At 32.6% G+C, this 1,278-nt stretch carries 1 protein-coding gene; it reads right to left on the bottom strand.

Annotated features, from left to right (window positions below):
- Positions 1-841: 841 nt before the first annotated feature.
- Positions 842-1,278 (bottom strand): methyl-accepting chemotaxis protein (locus FZ945_RS06330; protein ID WP_258031397.1); only part of this gene is annotated, 437 nt, incomplete at its 5' end.

Below are 1,278 nucleotides of genomic sequence, written 5' to 3'. Positions count from 1 at the left end.
TAAGAGACAGGTGTAGAAAAGTAACATATAAAATGGATTAAATTTATCTTTTGTTTAATTAAATTCTCCAAAAACGCAATAAATATGAAGCTAAAATTTATATCTAAGATATTTTAATATTTGACAATGTTTGTCACAATTATATATGTTTTGTGACAGGAAATTTTATAGCGAAAATTTAATATTTGAAACAAATAGCTTGCGGTTAAAAACTCGGGCAAATTTTAAAATTTATGAGTAAGCATATCGCGGTTCTAAATTTATAAATTTAATATGTTGCCAAGACGAGTGACTAAGATTTTGAAATTTGCCAAGCAACTCAATTAAATTTGTAAATTTTTATCCAAAAGGGAGACATGGGGGACTTGAATTACGGTCTGCTTGCAATTGCGAGCTAGCAAAGCAAAGCCATCCCACTATCCCTCTTTTTAATCCCCTGTCTGCTTACAGTTATGAGGCGAAGCCCTAAGTAACCCCCCCCCTTCGTGCGTTAGAGGTGCATACTCCAGCGCTTCACACTGCATGCCGTTTATATCAAAGAAGCTCTGACAAATTTTAAAATTTCATGAACGAGTAATTTCGGCTCTGATTTTAGTGGCAAGCTTTGTGAGACCTAAAATCAGTAGCCAACTCTTGCAAATGAGTGGAATTTTAAAATTTGCAAACATTACAAGTATGAGTGGAAAAAACCAAGATAAAAAATTTAAAGCAACTATATAAATAATTAAATTCAAAAGATAATTTATTAAACCCCAACCCAGCTTAAACTAGGTTGGAATTTATTGAGTAGTTTTTCATTAAACAAATTTAAGTTTATTTAAAACCCTAAACCAGAAGTGTTTTAGAATTTATTCTTCCTAACATCTTCAACTATAGCTTTAGCCATCTCATCTACTTCAGATGTTACTTCGTTTGCTTGGTTTGCAATTACCACATTCTCTTTTGTTAGGTGATCTATTTGAGCAACTGATTGATTTATCATATTTATACCTTCACTTTGCTCTTTTATAGATTCACTCATCTCATTTATTGATTGAGCTAGGACATTTGTATTTGCTTCTATCTCACCAAGTGATTTTTGAGTTCTTTCTGCTAGTTTTCTAACTTCATCAGCAACAACGGCAAATCCTCTACCATGTTCTCCTGCACGTGCTGCTTCAATTGCAGCATTAAGAGCTAGAAGGTTAGTTTGATCTGCTATATCTCTAATGATAGTTATGATGTTTTTAATTTCATCTGATTGTCTTATAACATCAGCTGTCTTTTGAGAGATGGCAT

This window comes from Campylobacter concisus (assembly GCF_902460535.1).
Classification (GTDB): Bacteria; Campylobacterota; Campylobacteria; order Campylobacterales; family Campylobacteraceae; genus Campylobacter_A; species Campylobacter_A concisus_AS.
The sequence above is the reverse complement of the archived record's forward strand: the minus strand, read 5'-3'. Positions and strand labels throughout refer to the sequence as shown.